The following is an 18,908-nucleotide window of genomic DNA, read 5'->3' as shown; positions in this document are numbered from 1 at the left end:
CCGGAGCGGCCGCCCGCCCGCGCGTCGCGGCCGTCCCGTCCCGCGGCGGCCGCCCGGACCTCGCGGGCCCGTCGCTGCCGCGCGTCCGGGCGCCCGTCCTGCTGATCGTGGGCGGCGCCGACGCGCCCGTCCGCGACCTGACCGAGCGGGCCGCCCGCGGCCTCGACATCGCCGAGATCCACGTCGTGGACGGCGCCGCGCACGCGTTCGAGGAGCCAGGCGCCCTCGAGGAGGTCACCATGCAGGCCGCCGACTGGTTCAACCGGCACCTCGTCCGCGCCGCGACCCGCCGGTGACCGGGTAGCCGCCGGCGTGGGGCGGCCGTGCCGCCCCACGCGTCCCGCCTACATCTCCTCGAGCAGCTTCCGCATCTTGGCGATCTCCGCCCGCTGCGTGCGGACGATCGCGCCCGCCATCGCCTTCGCGTCCGGGAAACCGCCCCGCGCCTGCTCGTCCCGCGCCATCGTCACGGCGCCCTCGTGATGCTCGATCATCATCTCGAGGAACGCCCGGTCGAACGCCGCGCCGGACAGGCCTTCGAGCTCGGTCATCTGCTCGCCGGACATCATCCCGTCCATGCCGTGGCCCGCGTGCCCGGCCTCCGGCTCGCCCCAGCTCTCCAGCCATCCGGTCATCGTCCGGATCTCCGGACCCTGGGCCTTCGCGATCTGGACGGCCAGCTCCCTCACCTCCGGGGACCCGGCGCGCGTCGCGGCGAGTTCGGCCATCTCGACCGCCTGCCGGTGGTGCGGGATCATCATCTGCGCGAACATGACGTCCTGCGCGTTGTGCGCCGCGCCCGCCGAGGCGGACCGCCCCGAGTGCCCGGCCGATGCCGGCGCGCCGCCGTCGCCGCCGCAGGCCGAGAGCCCGATGGCGAGGGCCGGCAGCAGGATCGTCCCGAGAACACGCTTCATGTCGAACCTTCCGTTGTGTGCCGTTCGTGCCGTCGAGGTCGCGGACCTCTACAGCCGCAGCACGGCCAACTGGAAGGGAGTCGGGCACGGGGGAGACCGCCCGGTGCGGAACCGGCTCCGCCAGACCCGGCCCCGCGGCTCGCGCCTCAGCGCCGGGAGCCATCGGACCAACGCGAGCGCCACCGCCCCCAAGAGCAGCACGCTCAGGAACGCCAGGCACACCTGCCCGCCCGGATGGTGATCGCCGCCGTCACCGGCGGGGTGCTCGGCACCCGCCGCGTGGTGCGGGGCCGCGACGGCGACGCCCGCGGCGTCCACCGGACTGCCGGACGCCTGGACACCGTGCATCACCAACACACCGAAGACCAGCGCGAGCACCCACACCGGCCGGCCGGCGCTCGATCTCCAGGGACGTCCACACATACCCCACCAGCGTATCCACACCCCCACACGCCCCCGCACCGACCCCGCTCCTCAGCCGTCCGACCCGGCGATCAGGCCCTCGGCCCGAGTGCCCGAGCGTGGACATATGCCCCATCACCCACCCGAGATACCGTTTCGCGATCGTCCCCGGGCTCGGGGTACGCTTTCCCGGCGAGCACGGGCGCGTAGCTCAGGGGTAGAGCACTCGCCTTACAAGCGAGGAGTCGGCGGTTCGAAACCGTCCGCGCCCACCAGCCAAAAGACCCCGTTCCCGAGAGTGGGAACGGGGTCTTCGTGCCATTAGCGTGCCATTAGCCCACGAGAGCGAGCCCTCCGGCCGTCCCGTCGTCGTCATCGTCGTCTGTGGTCCCGCTGTTGATCTTGCTGTCCATCGCCCGAGCGATGGCCCGATTGCCGCCCGCCGTCCGGTGCTGGTAGATCAGCGCGGCTCGGACGCTGTCGTGCCCCATGCGCTCCATGAGGTCCCGCAGCGAGGCGCCCGAGCCGGCGGCGAAGGTGTTGCCCGTGTGCCGCAGTCGTGAAAGTGCAGCTTAGGCACACCGAGCTTCGCGACCGTCTCGCGCCGCTTGGTGGCCCGTCGAGAGTTCGCTCGCCGCAGCGCACCATCCCGCACGCCCGTGAAGACCAGCGCGTCGTCCCCGTCACGGGTCCCGCAGCTCACCACACGACGGACGAGCGACGGAACGTCGCTACCTCGATGGCGCCCACGAGCGCCCGAGGAGTCGGCGCTTCCAGAAGTCGCCACTGCCCGCACCACACCACGGCCCACCATCGGCACGTGTGCTCGCCGTACCACGCCACCACACCGGGAAAGCGCCGTTCGATCTCCCGGCGAATCGCCACGGTATCGACCAAGCGCCCATCCACGACCACGCTCATGCCCCCGCCCGAGGCCCGTGACCCCGAGGAGGATCGGACCGCAACGTCTCCATGATCCGCCGGGCCGCCCCCTCCACGTCGGTGGCGGGGTGGGCGTTGTCCACGCGCCACCAGGTGAAGCGCTCACCGCCCTTGAGCACGACGTAACCGGCGACCGCCGGAGCACCGTCCCGGACGAGCCGGACCGTCAACCCCGGTATCGCGTCCCGGAGCTGGACCTCGGCGCCCAACTTCGCCAGCGCCACGTACAGCTCACCCAAGAGCACGAACTCACGGTCCCGACCGGCCGAGGCACCCATCACGCAGCCTCGATTCCGTTGCCACCGCACCGCGGGCACTCCTCACGAACCCGAGCCGGAGCCGCCACCGACGCCGCGTCCGCCGGAACGATGACCAGCCGCCGCCGGGGCAGCACGAGCTTGCGTCCCCGACCACGGCAGGAAACGCAAGGCTCGGGGGTCGGAGGGTTCGCCGAGGAGGGAAACAAGGTGGGGACTCCTAATCCGCTCTTGAACGTCGTGCCGACGACGTTAAGAGCGGATCAGGCGCACAACCCGAACTCTCAGTTCGGGTCGACCCCCGGTACGGGTTCTACGCGGCCACCACACCGACCCGCCGAGCCAACGCCCGCACTTGCGGCGCCATGCTCGGCCGAGCCCGCCGCAGCAGCCCGCGCACCAGATCCCGCGCCAGCACGTTGTAACGCAGGTCTTCCGGCCCGGTCCCCTCCGCGCTCATCAAGTGCAGCAGCACGGCCGCGTCATCCCGGCGTTGCTCATGCAGCCGAGCCAGCTCCAAGTAGAACGTCGTCTGACGTTCCAGCGACGGCGACGAGGTGACGTCGATCCGGTCGGCGATGGTGAGCCCTTCCGCCGATTCCCCGGCCTCCATTTCGACGCTCATCGCGTGCAGGAGGACGTTCGTCGGCCCGAACACCGTCCACAGCACATTGCCTTCCCCCACCGACTCGGCCGCCGGAAGCGCATGCTGCCGCAGCCGATCCCGAGCCGCCCAGGCGTCGCCCTGCCGGACCGACGCGACCGACGCCACGAGCCACAAGGCACCCGACATCGACACCCAGTCGCCGCCGCTCTCCAAATGGGGCTTCAGTTCCTCGATCGCATGAACGGCCGTCTCCTCGGCCGCCTCCGCCTCGTTCTGCGCGATCAGGATGTGAGCGAGGTTCCAGTGAGCCCCCGCGATCCTCAGCGGATCATCGGTCTCATATGCCGCCGCGATCCCACGGTCAGCAGCCAGCAACGACAGGTCCGTCCGCCCGATGCGCTTCGCGAACGTCCGCAGCAAGAAATACATGTCCGACGCCAGCCGGGCCGCTTCCCGACGTTCCTCGGCCTCACCCACGGCCCGGAACGACCGAGCCGCCACCTGAACATCGGACAACAGTGTCGGGAAGACCTCCGCACCCTCCGTGAACCGACTCTCCGAGGTCTGCCAGATTCCCCACGCCGCATCAACCCTCCGACGCAGCCCCGCCAAGTCGACGTCCTCACCGTCACCAGGACGGCCGAAGGACATCATGCGCCGATTCAACTCCGACGCCACCGGGTGAATCGTGCCGTTCTGCTCGAACTCCGGTTCCCCGAGCAACACCGACACCTGCACGCCCAGAATCCGGGCGAACTTGTGCAGCATCCCGATAGTGGGAGTCTTCAACCCGCGTTCGATCTGCGAGACGTAGTCCTCACTCACCCCAGCGAGACCGGCCACCACGGCCTGTGTCTTCTTGCGACCCTGCCGGTAGAACCGCAGACGTTCGCCAATGCTGATTTCGTCCGACTCAGACACGTTCACTCCCGGAGGGCGGGGAGACTGGGCAAGACCAGGGTAGGCAGCAAGAGCCCCCGTTCACAGCACCGGAAGGACCCGACGGCGTGCGCAAGCTCATCCTGTGGGACATCGACCACACGCTCATCGAGACCGGAGGCGTAGGCAGCGAGGTCTTCAAAGACGCGTTCGAGCAGGTCACCGGCCACCACATCGACCGCCTAGCCGACGTCACCGGCCGCACTGAACAAGTTCTTTTCCGGGAGACACTCGACCTCTACGACATCGAGGACCCAGGCGACTACTTCCCCAAGTTCGTCGAGGCCCAGGCCGCCGGCTACCGAGCCCGAGCCGACGAGATGCGCCAACGAGGCCGAGCCCTCCCCGGAGCCCGCGAGGCCCTAGAAGCCTTCGCCGAACGCCCCGACATCGTCCAAACCGTCCTAACCGGCAATCCCAAGCCCTCAGCTATAACCAAGTTGATGACCTTCGAACTAACCCGCTACCTGGATCTGGAGATGGGCGCCTACGGTACCGACGACTCCGTACGTTCCAACCTAGTAAAAATCGCCCAAGTTCGAGCCGCTGCCCGTCACAGTCACACCTTCAATCAGAGAAACACGTACGTTATCGGAGACACAGTCAGCGATGTAGAAGCGGCCGTAGAAGGAGGAAGTCAGATAATTGCCGTCACAACAGGAGGAGTTGGCCGGGCGCAACTATGTGAAGCAGGAGCGCGCATCATTATAGATGACCTCACTGCGGTAGTAGATCTAATGCCAGTAATGTGACATTAGAATATGGTAGATGTTTCCGTGTCTGCCAGTTCGACGAAATGATATTCGCGCGAACGCTCATTGTCGAGCTTGTCGTACTTGGTTATCACTTGAACTCTGAAGGCAACTTGCTGTCCAAGTTCGAGATGCATGCCAATGAGTGCATCCTTTGGGATGCGCACGTCGTAGGCGGGCGAGTTTCTGGAGGAGCCGGTTTTGACTTTGGCTGTGCCCGCTTCGCGCAATTCGGTGATACGACCCCGAACTATTTGACTTGTTTTTTCGTCGCGAAGGTCGTGTAGTGTGTGTACATATTGGCGACCGCGACTCGTCAGTCGTGATGAACGTACCGTGCCTGTGCGGGAGAGCCAGCGCAGGCCGAGCGCCAGATCAAATCTATCTAGAGCCTCAACCAGTCGGTATAGCGACCATTGCGCCGACGCCCATTTATGTAGGTCTTCGCCTGATTCGGCGGCCTTTATGAGGCTGATGAAATTTCTGATCGCTATGTCGGCTGGCGATGATCCGGTATCTGGCATGAGATCGGCGTTGTCCTCTGATATACCCATTGGCGTTGCCCGCACGTGGAGAACGGTACTTCCAGCGGAAAGGCCGACGATCTCAAGTTCAAGGTCGCGTTTTGCTGCGGTGGAGATGCTGTCTTCGAGTGGCTTTAGTAGAGCATCTCCGATTTTAAAATCAAGTGAGCCAGTGGTGGTCGTGTTGCCCGAAAGGCGTACCTGTAGCTCCTCTTTTAGGCTGGCGTCCGAGGAGAAACTCTTGACTGAATCGAGCCATTGCTGGCGGATGATGGTGTCGTGGGTGTCATCATCCAGCGTATCTTCGCCAAGCGTTCTGAGTTGATGCCTGGCTTCTTCGCCATGCTGGCCTATGAGTCGTTGACGCCAAGTGCTCATGGCGTCACCTCCAGGTAGCCGCGGGCGGGATGTGCCGTTTCAACCGTCGGAGCCATCTTCTCGGTGCCTTCCTGGCGGCGGCGCTGCCACCAGTCGTCCCAGGCCCCTCGGTCACGAAGGTACCCCTGATCCTCCGTCGCAAGCTTGTCGGATTGGAAGACGGACGCTATCGGACGGTAGGCGACACGTAGGGGAGACAGCCCGAAGTCTTCCTTGATCTTGCGTCGGTCGAAGGCTTCGCGTAGCCACGGGGCACCGGCCTTCCCTCTGTAGGCCTTGGCTGCCTCGTCGTCGATGAACACCGTGAGATCGATGTTGTCAGGATTCACCTTGGTGCTGACATAGCTACCGCCCAGCCACAGACAGTGAACGATCTTCATGCCAGGAAGAAGTTCGGAGTGCATGTCTTCAAGAGTGAAGAAGCGAACCAGGTACCTCTCCAGGCCACTCCAAAGCTGGCGCCTCGTCGTCGACTCCGCGAACCGCTCCGCTTCCACGAGCATCGCGAAAGCTTGCTCAGGAGTGACTCTGTAGCGCCCTGGGGGCGGGCAACCGGTGGCCTCGTCAAACTCTGGCACCAAGGAGGTGACTCCCTCAACGATCCAGGACCGATGTGACGGTGCGGACTGCTTTGCGTCCATATGGCATCTGTACTGAAAGATCTAACTTCGTTACGTTACGTCAGGCACATCGATCACGGTGCCGTCTCCTCGGCTTCTTGCCGAATCTGGCCATCTAGGGTCAAGGGCGGCGGCGCTGGCGTCGCCGTTACGGCCGCCCGGCTCCGCCGGTCGGCGCGTGCGGCGTGGGCGCCGGTCACCGACCGGCGGCCCGGGCGGCCGCGCGCCGCGCCGCTGGGCGTCCGCTCCCGGCCAGCCGCCATCACGAGGTTCGCGCCGCCGCCCGGCTTACGGTCGCTGCGTCACGGGGGTGGAGCGTGCGCTTACCAGGGGACGCGCCGTCCCCTGGACCCCTGGCGAGCCGGGGCTCTCGTTCGCGCGATTTGCCCGTGCGTGGTGCCGGCCGATCGCGCGAACGAGCACCCCGGAGCGTGGTGCGATCGTGCGGGAGGTGCCTCGCGGGGGTGCCTGTGGCGGGCGCGGTGGGGCGTGGGGCGATCCGTGCCATTGGTGTGCCAGATGGGGAGGGAGGCCCCGCAGGTAGGGGGAGGGGTTGGCCAAGATCAACGGTGGTGCGGGCGTGCCATTCGCGTGCCATTAGGGGGCGGCGGGTGCGGACGGGACGGTGCCGGGAGCGGTGGGGCGGCCCTGGTCACCGGTGTCGTCTTCTTGATCACGGCTCCTTACAAGCGAGGAGTCGGCGGTTCGAAACCGTCCGCGCCCACCAGCAGAAAGACCCCGTTCCCGGGAGTGGGAACGGGTTCGTGGCATTAGCCCACGAGCGCGAGCCCTCCGGCCGTCCGTCGTCGTCCGTGGCATCGCTGTTGGTCTTGCTGTGCATGGTCCGGTTACCGCCCTCCGTCCGGTGCTGGTGGATCAGCGCGGCCGGGACGCTGTCGTTCCCCATCCGTTCCATGAGGTCCCGTAGCGAGGCGCTGGAGTCGGCGGCGAAGGTGTTGCCTGTGTGCCGCAGGTCGTGAAAGTGCAGGTTCGGCGCACCGAGCTTTGCGACCGTCTCGCCCCACTTGGTGGCCCGCCGGAAGTTCGCTCGCCGCAGCGCACCATCCCGCACGCGCGTGCAGACCAGCGCTGTCCTCGTCGCCGGCGAACTTGCCGAGATGTCGCCGCAGGTCCGGGATGATCCCCTGGGGGTGCCACCGTCCACGGGGTTCGAGCCGCCGCTACCTGTCCCATGCGTGTCCTAGCGTGCTGGGATGGGTTACGAGTTGCACATCACGCGTAAGACCGACTGGTTTGACAAAGGTGGCCCTGAGATCACTGCGGAGGAGTGGGGGAGTGTGGTGGCCGCCGACCCAGAGCTGGAGATGGTCGGGGTGGCGCACGCGAAGATCGACGGCGAGGTCGTTTTGACCTACACCCACGAGTGGTTGGCTCAGATGGTCACGCACCCCAGGCTCGAAGAGCACGGCGCCTGGATCGACTGGACGGACGGTTCCATCGATGTGAAGAACCCGGATGAAGTTCTGATCGCCAAGATGTGTGAGATCGCGAAGAAGCTAGGCGCCCGCGTCCAAGGGGACGAGGGCGAGTACTACGACGAGTGAACTGGCCGCCCTGCTCGCGGGAATGGAGCGTGCGCTGACCAAGGGACGCGCCGTTTCCTGGACCACTGGCGAGCAGGGGTACTCGTTCGCATGATTCGTCCTTGCGCGGTGGGGCGTGTAGCGGTGCGTGCCATTGGTGTTCCAGACGGGGCGAAGGCGCCGCAGGGAAGGGTCGGCCAAGATCAGCGGCGGGGGCAGAGCGCCTTGGGAGGGCGGCGGCGCGGGCGGGGGGCTTTATCGGTCGAGGTTCTGCGGGTGGGGCTGGTTGGCTCTTTCGCGGCGGTCGGTGTGGGGGGAGTGGGCGGTCGGCCAGGGGGGCGATGGTGTTGGTTCCTGCTTTAGGCCGCTGAGGACAGTGCGGACGACGCGTTCGACTTGGTGATCGATTGCGTCGGGGCCGTTGAGGGCCATGGACCCTTCGGTGAGGAGGGCGGCTAGGCCGTGGACGGCCGCCCAGACGACGAACTCGGCGCCCGGACGGGACGCGGGGGGCAGCACGCCGGCGTTGACGAGTCGGTCGAGTTCGGCGTCGAGCACGTCGTGTGGGTGCGGGGAGACGTCCAGGTCCGGCCCCGGGGACCCCGTTCCGTGAGCCAGGCGGAACACTGCCGGGTCCTCCACCGCCCATGTGACGTAGGTGCGGCCGATGGCGACCAGCCGATCGTGTTCGGTGTGCGCCGGGGCCGGGTCCGGCGCGTTCATGCGTTCGGCGAGCTGGGTGAGCACGCGGGCGGACAGGGCGCGGACCAGGGCCTCCCGCGAGGCGAAGTGGTGGTAGGCGGCGCTGGGGCTGACGCCGACGCGGGCCGACGCCTCGCGCAGCGACCAGCCGTCGGCGCCGCGTTCGCGGACCAGTGCCTCCGCGGCGTCCAGCAACGCGCTCCGCAGGTCTCCGTGGTGGTAGCGCTCCTTCGTCATGGAGCAAATTTAACAGCGTTCAGATTGGTGCTACGCTCGTGATCTGAACGGTGATCAGATTGGAGTGGGTCATGTGCCCTACCGAAGCCCAGCGGAACACGGGGGCTGTCGCGCCGGACGTGCCCGATGTGAGTGATGCCCCGCCGCCGGTCGTGGGAGGTGAGCCGGTTCAGATCCGCGACGGCGTCCATGTGATCCCCGACGGGCGCGTTGAGCTCGTCCCGAACGTGGGCATCGTCGTGGGGGACGATGCCGCGCTCGTCATCGACTCGGGGATGGGGCCGCGCAACGGCGCTCGCGTTCTTGAGGCGGCCCGGGAGTTGGCCGGTGGGCGGAGCCTTTATCTGACCGTCACGCACTTCCACCCCGAGCATGGGTTCGGCGCTCAGGTGTTCAAGGGCGCTGCAACGATCGTCTACAACCGGGGTCAGCGGGACGAGCTGCACCGCAAGGGTGCCGCGTACCTCGGCATGTTCAAGGGGCTCGGCCCTGCGGTCGCGGCGGAACTCGAAGGCGTCGAGCTGGTCGATCCCGACATCGTCTACGACGGCGAGCTCGAACTCGATCTCGGTGGGCGCACCGCGACGCTGCGTGCGGTCGGGCCCGCGCACACCGGCTCCGACCAGATCGTCGTCGTGGACGACCGTGTGCTGTTCGGCGGCGACCTGTTCGAGACCCGGATCTTCCCGATCACCCCGTATTTCCCGCCGCACGACGTGGACGTCGACGGGGACCGCTGGATCGGCGTGCTCGACCGGCTGATCGGCCTCGCTCCCGAGGTGGTGATTCCCGGTCACGGCGAGGTGACCGACGTGTCGCTGATCCAGGACGTCCGCGACTACCTCGCCTACGTCCGCGCCGAGGCGGCCCGGCTGCGTGCGGCCGGGGCCTCGGCCGACGAGACGGCGTCCGCGATCGACCGGGTGGCGCGCGTCCGCTGGAGCACCTGGGAGCGTCCCGAGTGGATCGGCCACACGGCGCGGGCGTTCTATGAGGCCGCCGCACGCTGAACCCTTCACCGTCCATGACATCGCCGTCGTTGCCGACCCGGTCGGCCCGGTCAGCTCAGGCGCGACGGCATGGGCGTCACTGAACCTGCGTCGACTGAAAGCTCGAAGGGCGGGGGTGACTGGTTCTCGGGGTGCTCGCACTGGTCGGTGACTGTCTGTGCAGCAGGTCATCTGTCGGCGATCGACTTCGAGGTCTGCCAGGACGAGCAGGGTCTCTCCGAGGCGGCCCACGTGCCTGTGGCGCCGACAGGCGATCGGTATCGATCAGCCGAGCGATGCGGTTGCCGCCTGTGCTTTCAAGTTGGCGGAGGTCTGCGTGGAGAACGAGTCGGTGACCGGGTCGAAGCCGCCTGCGTCCGCCCCGAGCCCGTAGATCGGCCGCCCGCCGCGCGCAGGCGCCCCGTCGGCGCCGGGACCGGAGCCAGCGCCGGAGGTCCCGCCGCCGGAGCAGAACTTCATGTGGGTGAAGGCGTGCTGCCTCGGTTGTGGTCGGCGGGCACCTGCCGGATCAGCATGGCCGGGTGTCGTCGGGCCGGGGCGGGGCGGTGCGCTCGGTCAGGCGGCGCAGCAGATCGACGAGGTCCCGGCGTTCGGATTCGGTGAGCCGGCCGAAGATGTGCTCGCCCACCTGCTCGGCGGTCCGTCGTGCCTCGGTCAGGGTCTCTTGGCCGCGGCGCGTTAGCACGATCGAGTACGCCCGCCGGTCCCGCGGCGTCCGCTCGCGGGAGACCAGCCCTCCGTCCTCCAGCTCGTCGATGAGCCGGACCATGGTGGACTTGTCGATGCCGATGTGGCCGATCAGGTCCCGCTGGCTGACCGGGCCGTACATCGGCAGTGCGAGCAGCACCGTGAATCCGCGGACGTCGACGCCCAGCGGGCGCAGCGCCTGGTTCAGCCGCTCCCTGCTCTGGTTGTGGGCCGCGGCCAGCAGCATGCCGAGCCCCACGTGATGAGCCTCCGGGCCGCCGTCCCCGGACAGGAGGCGTTCGAGCAGGTCGTCGTGCATGCGCTCATTCTAATGCCATCTGATACAGTCTCACTTGAGACTATCTCAGGTGGGTATTCACGATCGAACGGGAGACGTTCATGCCCGAGCTGTCCCGTCGGCGCGTGCTCACGTTGAGCGCCGCCGCCGGTATGGCCGCCGCCGCGCCCGTGCCGCCGACGGCACGTGGCGCCGCCGCGAGCCCCCACCGGCCCTTGTACGGACGGATCGACACCCACCACCACGCCGTGCCGCCCAAGATGCGGCAATGGGCGGTCGAGCAGGGCATGATCCCGCCCACGGGCGGCCCGGACTGGGCCCAGTGGACCCTGTCGAGCACGCTGGCGACCATGGACGCCAACTGCATCGCCGTCGGGGTGGCCTCCGCGCCCGTGCCGCCCGAAGTGTTCGCGGACCGCGAGACCGCCGAGTCGGGTGTGCGCGTGTGCAACGAGTCGCTGGCCGAGCTGGTACGCGACCACCCCACCCGGTTCGGCTTCTTCGCCAACGTGGCCATGCTCCACCCGGACCTGGCCCTCGAGCAGGCCGCGTACGCGCTGGACGAACTGGGCGCCCACGGGGTGTTGCTCACCACCTCGGCCGCCGGGCGCTACCTCGGCGACCGGGCGTTCGACCCGCTGCTGGCCGAGCTCGACCGCCGCGGCGCCGTGGTGTTCGCCCACCCCTTCTCGCCCAAGGGGATCGTCGAGGTGCCTGGGGTGGCGGACCATGTCGCCGACTTCCTGCTCGACACCACGCGCACCGCGCTCAGCCTGATCGCCGCCGGGGCCCTGGACCGCTATCGTCGGCTGTCGATCATCCTGTCCCACGCGGGCGGGTTCCTGCCGTACATCGCCGGCCGCGCCGAGGGCTGGGGCAGGGAAGACGACGACGCGCCCGACCCGGCAAAAATCCGGCGGGCACTGCGGCGCTTCTACTACGACACGGCGCTGCCGATGTCCCCGTACGCAACCCCGACGCTGCTGGGCGCGGTCGGCGCCGACCGCGTGCTGTTCGGGACCGACTGGCCGGCCAACCCCGCCTCCGAGGTGGCCCGCGAGACCGCGCGGTTCGACCGGGACCCCGGCCTGAACCGCCGCGAGCACGAGGCCATCGCCCGGGACAACGCGCTGCGCCTGCTTCCCGGCCTTCCCGGAGGACGTCGATGATCGAGTCCACACCCGGCGAGCCCGTCGGCGACCGGGTCATGGTCGCCGACGACGTGGTCAAGACCTATGGCGACGGGGACGGCTCGGTGACCGCGCTGCGCGGAGTGTCAGCGGAGTTCACCCGGGGCCGGTTCACCGCGATCATGGGGCCGTCCGGATCGGGGAAGTCGACCTTCCTGCATTGCCTGGCCGGGCTGGACACCGTGACCTCCGGCATCGTCACGATCGGCGGGGTCGACCTCACCGGCCTGTCCCGCACCCGGCTCACCGAACTGCGCCGCGACCGGATGGGTTTTGTCTTCCAGTCGTTCAACCTGCTGCCGATGCTGACCGCCGAGGAGAACATCCGGCTCACCGGGAGGTTGGCCGGGCGGGACGCGGACGGGCGTTGGTTCGACACGGTCGTGGACGCGCTCGGGCTGCGCGAGCGCCTGGACCACCGGCCCCTGTCGGGCGGGCAGCAGCAGCGGGTCGCCGTGGCACGAGCCCTGCTGACCCGGCCGGAGGTGCTGTTCGCCGACGAGCCCACCGGCAACCTCGACTCCCGCTCCGGCGCGGAGGTCCTGGGCTTCCTGCGCACCGCCGTCGACTCCTACCGGCAGACGGTGATCATGGTGACGCACGACCCGGTGGCCGCCGCGCACGCCGACCGGGTGCTGTTCCTGGCCGACGGGACGATCGCCGACGAGCTGGCCGCGCCCACCGTCGACGCCGTGCACGCCCGCATGCGCGAGATGGAGGGCTGAGGCCATGGGCGACCCCTTGTGGCTCATGGTGCGCCGGTCGTTCGCCGACGACCGGCCGCGCCTGGCCGCCACGCTGCTGGCGGCGCTGGGATCGATCGCGCTCATCGCGGGCTCGCTGCAGTTCGCGCTGCGCGCGCAGGAGGCGGTGGCAGGCAGCGACGCGAGCGAGTACTCCCGCGCGGATGTGCTCGTGCAGGGCGGGACGGTGGACCCGGACGACCCGTATGCGGCACCCGACGGCCGCGTCCGCCTGGACCGGGTCGCGTCCCGGCCCGGGGTGGCGGCGGCCGCCGGGGACGCCGCGGTTGCGGTGACGGCCGCCCGTCCCGACGGACGGGCGATCATGGCGGCGGCCGAAGGCCGTACGCTGCTGCGTCCCTGGGTGCCCGACCAGCGGCTGAACCCCTACCGGCTGGAGGCCGGACGTGCACCCGCCGCCGACGGCGAGGTGGCCATCGTCCGGCACATGTCGCGTACCGGGCAAATGCGTGTCGGCGACACGATGACGCTGACACTGCCCCAGCGGACCCGCCAGGTGCGGATCGTCGGGATCGTCACCGTCCAGGGCCGTGACGCGGTGGCCGTCGGCGACCTGGTCCTGGCCCCGCCCGACAGCGTGCGGCGGGCCGCCATGCTGCCCGCGGGCGCCTGGCAGAGCGTCTGGCTCAAGGCCGCCCCGGGCGTGCCCGCCGACCGGCTGCGCGGCGAACTGGCCCGGGACCTGAGCGGACGGGCCACGGTGCGGACCGCGGAGTCCGTACGGCGGGCGCAGGCCGACGCCGCGGCGAGCGAGGGCGCCTCGATCGCCGGCGTCGTCGGCATGCTCGCCTCCGTCGCGATCTTCGTCGGCCTGTTCGTCGTGGCCAACACCTTCGGCACGCTGGTGCGGCAGCGCACTCGGCGGCTGGCGCTGCTCGGCGCGATCGGCGCCACGCCGTGGCAGATCGAACGGCTGATCCGGCTGGAGGCGCTGGTCCTGGGCGCCATCGCCTCGGTGGGCGGCGTGGCCGCGGGCTACCCGCTGTCCACGCTGATCGTCTGGCTGTTCGCGCGGGACGGCTTCGACGTCTCGGCCGCCGGCGCCCAGTTCGGCTGGGTCGCGGTGGGTCTCCCGGCCGCGGCCGGGATACTGGTCACCCAGGCGGCCGCCTGGCGGGCGGCCCGCCGCGCCGGGGGCGTATCGCCCGTCCAGGCGCTGCGCACCACCGTCACCGAAACCCCGCAACGACGCCGGCCTCGGCTGTCGGCCGCGGTCGCGATCCTCGCCGGGGCGGGCTTCTGGTACGCGGTGGCGGTCGCGGTCCGCGTCGGCGAACCGCCCGGCCAGGACCGCACGTTCGCGGTCTCGCTGATGGTCCTTTTCGGTTCGATGCTGGCCGTGACCGCCCTGGCCGTCCTCACCCCGTTCTTCGTCGGGCCGCTGGGCGGGCTGGTGGGCCGCCTCGGGATGCTGGTCGGCGGGGAGACCGGGCGGCTGGCGCACGCCACCATCACCCGCAGCCCGCGCCGGGTCTCCTCGGCCGCCTCGTCGCTGATGCTGGGCGTCGCGCTGGTCGCCTCGGTGGTGCTGGCCACCCTGTCGGTGCACGATCGGTTCCAGGAGGCGGGACGGCAGGTCATGGCGGCCGACCACGCGATCACCGCGACGGCCAGGACCTCCGAGGGCGCACCGGCGCCGCTGTCGCGGGACGTGGCGGGCCGGGCGGCGGACACGCCGCGGGTGTCGCGGGTGACCGCGCTCACGCAGACTGAGGTCAAGCTCGTATCGCCACCGGGCCGTCCCGACTCGGGAGAGGAGCCCGAGCCTTTCCACTTCCTGGTCAGCGGCGCGGAGCAGACAGGGCTGCGCGACGTCCTGCGGCTGGGCGGCCGGCCGCCCGCGCTGCGCCCCGGGCAGATCGCGCTGTCGTCGACCGTCATGAAGGAACGGGGACTGCGGCGCGGCCAGGAGATCGTCGTGCGGGGCGCCCAGGGCCGGGTCACGCTCATGGTGGCGGACGCCTACCACGATCCGTCCCACCTGTTCGCCGAGCAGGCGCTCGTGGGGCCCGTGACGATGGATCGGCTCGACGCGAACGCGGCGACCCGGGTGGTCCTGGTGCGGGGCGGCTCCGCAGAAGCCCTGGCGCGTGCCGTGGCCGGTGTCCCCGGCGTGCAGGTCCTCGACGGGGACGCCTACGCGGACGCGGCCTCGGACTCGCTCACCCGGCCGCTGCGCGCGACCTACGGCTTCGTCGGCATGGCGCTGCTGCTGGCGCTGTTCGGGATGGCGACCACGGTGTCGATGAGCGTCGCCGAACGCACCCGGGAGTTCGGGATGCTGGGCGCCGTGGGCACGACCGTGAGGCAGATCCGCTCGATCGTCCGCTGGGAGGCGGCCGCCGTGGTCGTCCTCGGCACGGTCCTCGGCCTCCTGATCGCGATGGGGACGCTGGCGCTGCTGCACCTGACGACCGGCAGTTCGTTCCTGCGCCCGGAACCGCCGTGGTGGCTGTTCCCGGTGGTGGCGGCGGGCGCGGCGGCGGCGACCCTGGTCACCTCGTCGCTGCCCGCACGGCGGGCCGCGGCCGTGCCCGTCCTGGAAGCCGCCAAGGCCGAGTGAGCCGCAGCGCATCCGACCCGGACACGTGTTCGCCTGGATCCATCCGCCGCACGGTTTCACGGATCTCTTCCACCTGGTCTGGGGCCTGGCCTACGCGTGGCTGGCGTTGCTCCTGCGGCACCCGCGGCGCTGGGGCCCGGGCCTGGCTGACGGGCCTGCCGGCGGTCCAGTGCGCGGGCAGGTTCGTGGTGTTCGCGGTCAACGTCGCGTCACAGCCACGGCAGGTCTGACCCGCCGAGAGCCGCGCGGCTCGGCGGCGCATGCGAAGCGTCGCCCGCGTTCCGCGTTTTACACGTCGTTCACAAATGGGCAATGGGTGCGAAACGGCTGGTTGGCACGTTCGTGAGAGCCCGATACCTGCGAAGGGACCGACGTGAGCTACAAGGCCGAGTACATCTGGATCGACGGCACCGAGCCGACCGCCCGGCTGCGGTCCAAGACGAAGATCCTTCCGGACGGCGCGGACCTGCCCGACTGGGGGTTCGACGGGTCGAGCACCAACCAGGCGCCCGGTGACAACTCGGACTGCGTGCTCAAGCCCGTGTTCGTGTGCCCGGACCCGATCCGGGGCGGCGACCACAAGCTCGTCCTGTCCGAGGTGTACCTGGTGGACGGGACGCCGCACAAGACGAACACGCGCGCCGAGCTGCGTCCCATCGCGGAGAAGTACGAGGTGCAGGACTCCTGGTACGGGATCGAGCAGGAGTACACGTTCTTCAAGGACGGGCGGCCGCTCGGGTTCCCGGAGCGGGGCTTCCCCGCGCCGCAGGGGTTCTACTACTGCGGGGTCGGCGCGGACGAGGTGTTCGGGCGCGAGATCGTCGAGGCGCACATGGACGCCTGCCTCGAGGCGGGGCTGAAGATCTCCGGGATCAACGCGGAGGTCATGCCGGGCCAGTGGGAGTTCCAGATCGGTCCGGCCGGTCCGGTCGAGGTCGGCGACCACCTGTGGGTGGCGCGCTGGCTGCTCTACCGGATCGCGGAGAACTACGGGGTCTCGGCGACGCTCGACCCGAAGCCGGTGGAGGGCGACTGGAACGGCGCGGGCGCGCACACGAACTTCTCCACGAAGGCGATGCGGGAGGGGTACGACGCGATCGTCACGGCGTGCGAGGCGCTGGGGGCCAAGGCGCAGGCGCACGTCGAGGGGTACGGCGCGGACATCGAGCGGCGGCTGACCGGCATGCACGAGACGGCGCCGTGGAGCGAGTTCAGCTACGGCGTGTCGAACCGCGGCGCGTCGGTGCGGATCCCGTGGCAGGTCGAGGTGGACAAGCGGGGGTACATCGAGGACCGCCGCCCGAACGCCAACATCGACCCGTACGTGGTGACGCGGCTGATCACCGGCACCTGCTGCGAGGCTCTGGAGAAGGCCGGCCAGATCTGAGACTCCCGCCGCGGCGCGCCGTCCCCGAGGGGCGGCGCGTCGTGCTGTTATGCCGCCAAACGTCTGCAAATTGTTGGCTTCGGGGAGTTCCCGCGAACGGGCCCGGGTAGTACCTGGTCGTTCGCAGCGGGGGAGGGGACATGCCCGATTCGTCATTCGGGCGGCCCGGCAGGAGCCGCCCGGCGGCACGGCCGTGGGAGCGGTCGTTCCGGTGTCCCTCGACGGCGGTGCGAGGGCGGGGCGAGGCCCCGGCCCGGCGCTTCGAGGAGTTCGTGGCCCTGCACGCCGAGGACGAGCCCGAGCTGCCGCTGCGGCAGCTCTGGTGGACGGGCCTGTCGTGCGCGGTGGGCGGGTCGCTGCTGACGTTCGCGGCGGTGTTCGCCCTGCGGGGGATGTTCGGCATCGAGGTCCCGGTGTTCGCGGGGACGGACGTCGCCGTGGAGGGCGCGGCGACCAGCTACGCCCTGTGCGTCCTCGCCGCGACGGTGCAGGGGACCGCGCTGATGCATCTGCTGCTGGCGGGCGCGGCGCGGCCGGTGCGGGCGTTCGCGTTCATCGGCGGGCTCGCGGTGGCGCTGATGGCGGTCGTCCCGCTGCTGCTGAACGGGCCGCCGGCCGCGCGGGTCGTCACCGCCGGGATCAACCTCGCGGGCGGGTCGGCCGTGGTGGTGCTGCTGTGCGCGGTCGTGTCGGCGTCGATGGCGTTCAGGCGCGGCCCACGGTGATCGTGAGCGGGTCGGGGGCGGCCGTCGACGCGACCCGCACGTGCCACAGCCGCCGCCACACCCGGACGTCCACGGGTTCGGCGGGCGCGAGCACCCGCAGCTCGCGGTGCATGCCCGAGAAGCCGAGGCACAGCCACACCTCCCAGGCGCCGCGGGGGAGCGGATGGTCGATGAACGTCCTGGTCACGGGCAGGACGGCGGTGTAGTGCAGGCTCTCGGGGCGGTCGTCGAGCATGCAGATCACCTCGTAGGCGCGGCCGCGCCGCTCCCGCAGGTTCAGCGTCGCCGAGATCGGCGTCGCGAGCCCGGCGAGGTCGAGGCGCCCGCTGAGCTCGACGTGCTCGGCGCGTTCGTCCCACGCCAGCCCGTCGGCGCGGACGGCGCCCGCGGCGTGCGGCCGTCCGCCGACGTCGATCGCGAGCGTGCCGCGGGGGCTGAGGTAGGCGGCGACGGTCGTGCCGCCGGTGAGGAACCTGCGCCGCGGCGAGGCGTCGAGGCCGGGCGCGCGCCCGAGCGGCACCGGGTCCGCCGAGCCGATCGAGAGGCCGACGTCCCAGACGCCGCCGGGGAGCGGGTCGCCGCCCTCGACGGCCGCGACGTCGATCAGCGCCTCGAACGCGACGCGCGTCCCGTCCGTCCGGGCCGTCGCCGGGACGCGGACGAGCGCGTCGCCGCCGCGCTCGCGCAGCAGCAGGTCCAGGCGGGTGCCGCCGGCGTGGTCGAGCCGTCCGGCGATGCGCAGGGCCGTGCCCGCCCAGCCGACCTCGGTCAGGTAGGGATCCGACATCCCCGTTCGCCTCCCGGACGCCCCGAAACGTGCACCCGGGTCCCTTCCCGCGAACCGGTCGTTCTACCGGTCAGGGGACGACGGTGACGGGCCAGCGGCCCGCGCGCACCAGCCGGACCGCGACCGACCCGACCAGCCGGTGCCCGGCCTGCGTGGACGCCCCGACGACGACGGCGTCCGCGCGGGACTCGTCCGCGACGCGCGCCAGGACCGCGTACGGGTCGCCCTGCGCGGTGACGATCTCGTGGTCGACGGTGGCCTGCGCGCGCCCGATCTCCCGCCGGAGCTGCCCGACGATCTCCTCGGCGGCGTCCCGCATGACCGCCGCGCCGCCCGGGGCGAGCATGGACAGCGCGGCGATCGGCGTCGCGTGCACGAAGATCAGCCGCGCGCCGCCCCGCCGGGCGAGCCCCCACGCGTACGCGGCGGCCCGCAGGGACGTGTCCGACCCGTCCACGCCGGTCACGATCACCCGGGGCCCGTCGGCGCCGTATTCGAACGGCGCCGCGTCGGGGGCCTCGCCGGGCCGTCCTTCGGCGGTCACCCGAGCAAGGGTATCGGCCGCGCCGCGACGGCCGGGAGGGAGGCGGCGAGCGTCTCGGATCCGTCAAGGGACGTCCCAATCTCCTTTGCGGTGACGCCATGGGCGCGTCCACGGGTGTGTCGTCCCGGTATT

General features: G+C 70.2%; 21 protein-coding genes, 1 tRNA gene and 1 pseudogene. 10 read left to right on the top strand and 13 right to left on the bottom strand.

The features are described from left to right. Window positions 1-296, top strand: a pseudogene (locus tag ACFQ11_RS19100) (hypothetical protein); the annotation flags it as partial. A 48-nt stretch (window positions 297-344) separates the two neighbouring features. Here ACFQ11_RS19100 and ACFQ11_RS19095 read toward each other — a convergent pair. Then, on the bottom strand, window positions 345-917 hold the full coding sequence (locus ACFQ11_RS19095; RefSeq protein WP_378300375.1) for a DUF305 domain-containing protein: 573 nt from the start codon (window positions 915-917) through the stop codon (window positions 345-347). 48 nt (window positions 918-965) lie between these two features. Next, window positions 966-1,340: a DUF6153 family protein gene (locus ACFQ11_RS19090; RefSeq protein WP_378300373.1), complete on the bottom strand. Its 375-nt coding sequence runs from the start codon at window positions 1,338-1,340 to the stop codon at window positions 966-968. Window positions 1,341-1,519: 179 nt separating this feature from the next. Here ACFQ11_RS19090 and ACFQ11_RS19085 point away from each other — a divergent pair. After that, window positions 1,520-1,594: transfer RNA gene (locus ACFQ11_RS19085), tRNA-Val, on the top strand. Between the two features lie 57 nt (window positions 1,595-1,651). On the opposite strand, the gene ACFQ11_RS19080 is transcribed toward ACFQ11_RS19085, so the two are convergent. From ACFQ11_RS19080 to ACFQ11_RS19065, 4 genes are all read right to left on the bottom strand, one after another. Then, window positions 1,652-1,810, bottom strand: a complete 159-nt coding sequence (locus tag ACFQ11_RS19080; protein WP_378300371.1) for a hypothetical protein — start codon at window positions 1,808-1,810, stop codon at window positions 1,652-1,654. A gap of 208 nt (window positions 1,811-2,018) precedes the next feature. Further along, window positions 2,019-2,240, bottom strand: a complete 222-nt coding sequence (locus ACFQ11_RS19075; protein ID WP_378300369.1) for a hypothetical protein — start codon at window positions 2,238-2,240, stop codon at window positions 2,019-2,021. Beyond that, entirely contained in the window at window positions 2,237-2,506 is a 270-nt protein-coding gene (locus tag ACFQ11_RS19070) for a hypothetical protein (RefSeq protein WP_378300367.1), read from the bottom strand. The genes ACFQ11_RS19075 and ACFQ11_RS19070 overlap by 4 nt, the downstream gene beginning before the upstream one ends. A gap of 325 nt (window positions 2,507-2,831) precedes the next feature. Next, a complete protein-coding gene (locus tag ACFQ11_RS19065) occupies window positions 2,832-4,046 on the bottom strand; it encodes a helix-turn-helix domain-containing protein (protein ID WP_378300365.1) in 1,215 nt (404 codons plus the stop codon). Window positions 4,047-4,132: 86 nt separating this feature from the next. On the opposite strand from ACFQ11_RS19065, the gene ACFQ11_RS19060 reads away from it, so the two are divergent. Continuing rightward, window positions 4,133-4,816, top strand: coding sequence for an HAD family hydrolase (locus ACFQ11_RS19060; protein WP_378300363.1), 684 nt, complete (start codon window positions 4,133-4,135; stop codon window positions 4,814-4,816). Window positions 4,817-4,818: 2 nt separating this feature from the next. On the opposite strand, the gene ACFQ11_RS19055 is transcribed toward ACFQ11_RS19060, so the two are convergent. Together ACFQ11_RS19055 and ACFQ11_RS19050 are read right to left on the bottom strand one after the other, a co-directional pair. Then, window positions 4,819-5,718, bottom strand: coding sequence for a hypothetical protein (locus ACFQ11_RS19055; RefSeq protein ID WP_378300361.1), 900 nt, complete (start codon window positions 5,716-5,718; stop codon window positions 4,819-4,821). Further along, the gene (locus ACFQ11_RS19050) at window positions 5,715-6,359 is read right to left on the bottom strand and encodes a DUF6932 family protein (RefSeq protein ID WP_378300359.1); all 645 of its coding nucleotides are present in this window, start codon (window positions 6,357-6,359) and stop codon (window positions 5,715-5,717) included. The genes ACFQ11_RS19055 and ACFQ11_RS19050 overlap by 4 nt, the downstream gene beginning before the upstream one ends. A gap of 1,193 nt (window positions 6,360-7,552) precedes the next feature. Between ACFQ11_RS19050 and ACFQ11_RS19045 the strand changes: the two genes are divergently transcribed. Next, the gene (locus ACFQ11_RS19045) at window positions 7,553-7,903 is read left to right on the top strand and encodes a hypothetical protein (RefSeq protein WP_378300357.1); all 351 of its coding nucleotides are present in this window, start codon (window positions 7,553-7,555) and stop codon (window positions 7,901-7,903) included. Window positions 7,904-8,137: 234 nt separating this feature from the next. Here the strand turns inward: ACFQ11_RS19045 and ACFQ11_RS19040 are convergent, their stop codons facing one another. Continuing rightward, a complete protein-coding gene (locus ACFQ11_RS19040; protein ID WP_378300355.1) occupies window positions 8,138-8,821 on the bottom strand; it encodes a TetR/AcrR family transcriptional regulator in 684 nt (227 codons plus the stop codon). A 128-nt stretch (window positions 8,822-8,949) separates the two neighbouring features. Between ACFQ11_RS19040 and ACFQ11_RS19035 the strand changes: the two genes are divergently transcribed. Beyond that, window positions 8,950-9,831, top strand: coding sequence for an MBL fold metallo-hydrolase (locus ACFQ11_RS19035; protein ID WP_378300353.1), 882 nt, complete (start codon window positions 8,950-8,952; stop codon window positions 9,829-9,831). A gap of 264 nt (window positions 9,832-10,095) precedes the next feature. On the opposite strand, the gene ACFQ11_RS19030 is transcribed toward ACFQ11_RS19035, so the two are convergent. Both ACFQ11_RS19030 and ACFQ11_RS19025 read right to left on the bottom strand, forming a co-directional pair. Beyond that, the gene (locus ACFQ11_RS19030; protein WP_378300351.1) at window positions 10,096-10,290 is read right to left on the bottom strand and encodes a hypothetical protein; all 195 of its coding nucleotides are present in this window, start codon (window positions 10,288-10,290) and stop codon (window positions 10,096-10,098) included. Between the two features lie 49 nt (window positions 10,291-10,339). Beyond that, a complete protein-coding gene (locus ACFQ11_RS19025) occupies window positions 10,340-10,837 on the bottom strand; it encodes a MarR family winged helix-turn-helix transcriptional regulator (protein WP_378300349.1) in 498 nt (165 codons plus the stop codon). 104 nt (window positions 10,838-10,941) lie between these two features. Between ACFQ11_RS19025 and ACFQ11_RS19020 the strand changes: the two genes are divergently transcribed. The 5 genes from ACFQ11_RS19020 to ACFQ11_RS19000 all read left to right on the top strand — a co-directional run bounded on the left by ACFQ11_RS19020 (window position 10,942) and on the right by ACFQ11_RS19000 (window position 17,445). Next, entirely contained in the window at window positions 10,942-11,985 is a 1,044-nt protein-coding gene (locus ACFQ11_RS19020; RefSeq protein ID WP_378300347.1) for an amidohydrolase family protein, read from the top strand. Beyond that, window positions 11,982-12,731: an ABC transporter ATP-binding protein gene (locus tag ACFQ11_RS19015; protein ID WP_378300345.1), complete on the top strand. Its 750-nt coding sequence runs from the start codon at window positions 11,982-11,984 to the stop codon at window positions 12,729-12,731. Before ACFQ11_RS19020 ends, ACFQ11_RS19015 begins: the two co-directional genes overlap by 4 nt. Before the next feature lie 4 nt (window positions 12,732-12,735). Continuing rightward, entirely contained in the window at window positions 12,736-15,333 is a 2,598-nt protein-coding gene (locus ACFQ11_RS19010; RefSeq protein ID WP_378300343.1) for an FtsX-like permease family protein, read from the top strand. Between the two features lie 373 nt (window positions 15,334-15,706). Then, window positions 15,707-16,720 carry a glutamine synthetase GlnII gene (gene glnII / locus ACFQ11_RS19005; protein WP_378300341.1) on the top strand — a complete coding sequence of 338 codons (1,014 nt, stop codon included), beginning with the start codon at window positions 15,707-15,709 and terminating at the stop codon, window positions 16,718-16,720. A 140-nt stretch (window positions 16,721-16,860) separates the two neighbouring features. Beyond that, window positions 16,861-17,445 (top strand): hypothetical protein, encoded by a 585-nt coding sequence (locus tag ACFQ11_RS19000; protein WP_378300339.1) that lies wholly within the window; start codon window positions 16,861-16,863, stop codon window positions 17,443-17,445. On the opposite strand, the gene ACFQ11_RS18995 is transcribed toward ACFQ11_RS19000, so the two are convergent. Both ACFQ11_RS18995 and ACFQ11_RS18990 read right to left on the bottom strand, forming a co-directional pair. Next, window positions 17,426-18,232, bottom strand: a complete 807-nt coding sequence (locus tag ACFQ11_RS18995; RefSeq protein WP_378300337.1) for a hypothetical protein — start codon at window positions 18,230-18,232, stop codon at window positions 17,426-17,428. The two genes, ACFQ11_RS19000 and ACFQ11_RS18995, sit on opposite strands and share 20 nt — an antisense overlap. A 70-nt stretch (window positions 18,233-18,302) precedes the next feature. After that, window positions 18,303-18,776, bottom strand: coding sequence for a universal stress protein (locus ACFQ11_RS18990; RefSeq protein ID WP_378300335.1), 474 nt, complete (start codon window positions 18,774-18,776; stop codon window positions 18,303-18,305). Between the last annotated feature and the right edge of the window lie 132 nt (window positions 18,777-18,908).

The sequence above is a fragment of the Actinomadura sediminis genome, from assembly GCF_042675525.1.
Lineage (GTDB): Bacteria > Actinomycetota > Actinomycetes > Streptosporangiales > Streptosporangiaceae > Spirillospora > Spirillospora sediminis.
Note: the sequence above shows the minus strand (reverse complement) of the source record. Positions and strands in the feature narration are given on the sequence as shown.